This is a genomic window from Micromonospora phytophila (assembly GCF_023656545.1).
Taxonomy (GTDB): Bacteria; Actinomycetota; Actinomycetes; order Mycobacteriales; family Micromonosporaceae; genus Micromonospora; species Micromonospora phytophila.
In genome coordinates, this window is the sequence record NZ_JAMOKF010000615.1 from 1 (window position 1) to 1,202 (window position 1,202).

The 1,202-nt window shown below is 76.0% G+C and carries 1 protein-coding gene and 1 pseudogene; one reads left to right on the forward strand and one right to left on the reverse strand.

Annotation, left to right across the window (positions count from 1 at the left end):
- Positions 1-670, reverse strand: a pseudogene (locus tag NCC78_RS31780) (GGDEF domain-containing protein); the annotation flags it as partial.
- An 83-nt stretch (positions 671-753) separates the two neighbouring features.
- Here NCC78_RS31780 and NCC78_RS31785 point away from each other — a divergent pair.
- Positions 754-1,202: N5-glutamine methyltransferase family protein (locus NCC78_RS31785; protein WP_372495247.1), on the forward strand; the 449-nt coding region annotated here is incomplete at its 3' end.

The following is a 1,202-nucleotide window of genomic DNA, read 5'->3' on the forward strand; positions in this document are numbered from 1 at the left end:
CGTAGCCGTACGCGGCGAGGCTGCTCGGCCGCAGCCGGCCGACCCGCCCGGCGCGCCCGAACCGCTCCAGGTCGGCGGCGACGTCGCGGAGCACCCGCAGGCAGCCGTCGCTGTCGCCGTTGTGGTCCAGCGCGACCGCGTTGCGCAGCCGGATGCCCGGGGCGGCGAAGGTCTCCTCCGGGATCCCGGCGGTCAGCCCGAGCTGCCGGGCCCGCTCGATCGCGCCGAGGGCGTAGCCGTGGAAGCTCAGGTAGGAGTAGGCCATCGCCAGGTCGTGCCAGCCCCACGCGGTGTCCCGGTCCGGGTCCGCCACCGCGCCCAGCGCCCGGGCGGCCTTCACCAGGTGGGTGACGCAGCGGTCCAGCGCGCCCTGGTGGTGCGCGGCGAGCGCGGCCAGCGCGTTGAGGTGCCCGTGCAGGTAGGGCTCGGCCAGGTCCCGGACCGCGGTGGAGGCCTCCTCGATGGCCCGGGTGTATTCCGCCGTCCGACCGAGATTGATCAGGGCGGAGAGGCGCTGCACCAGGGCGTCGGCCCGCGCGTACGGGTCCTCGGTGGTGCGGATGACCCGGTCGAGGATCGTGTACGCCTCGGCGGAGCGGCTCGCCTCCTGCAACGTCCGTGACCTCGTCAGGGCGTCAACCTGGTCGGTGACCCGGTCGAGCCAACCCACCCGCGACCTCCCTGTCGGTGTGCGCCTGGGCGCACCCGCTCGTGATGCGTTGCGCGACGCTTCATGATTATGTCGTGACCTCCCTGCCGCAACACCCGTCCGAAGGGACAGAACGCGAGCGTCCCTCCCGGGCGGTGGCCCGGGCCGCCCGGATCCTCGCCGCCGCCGGCGTCGAGCCGGCGCGGGCGGAGGCGGAGCAGCTCGCCGCGTACGTGCTGGCGGTGCCCCGGGGGCGGCTGGCCCTGGCCGACGGGTTCACCGCCGCGCAGCGCGACCGGTTCGACGCGCTGGTCGCCCGGCGGGCCGAGCGGGAGCCGTTGCAGCACCTCACCGGCCTCGCCGGCTTCCGGCACCTGGAGCTGACGGTCGGACCGGGCGTCTTCGTGCCCCGGCCGGAGACGGAGCTGCTCGCCGGCTGGGGGATCGCGCGGGGCCGGGAGATGGCGGCCCCGCTGGTGGTCGACCTGTGCAGCGGCTCCGGCGCGATCGCCCTGTCGGTCGCGCAGGAGCTGCCGGCGGCCCGCGTGGTGGC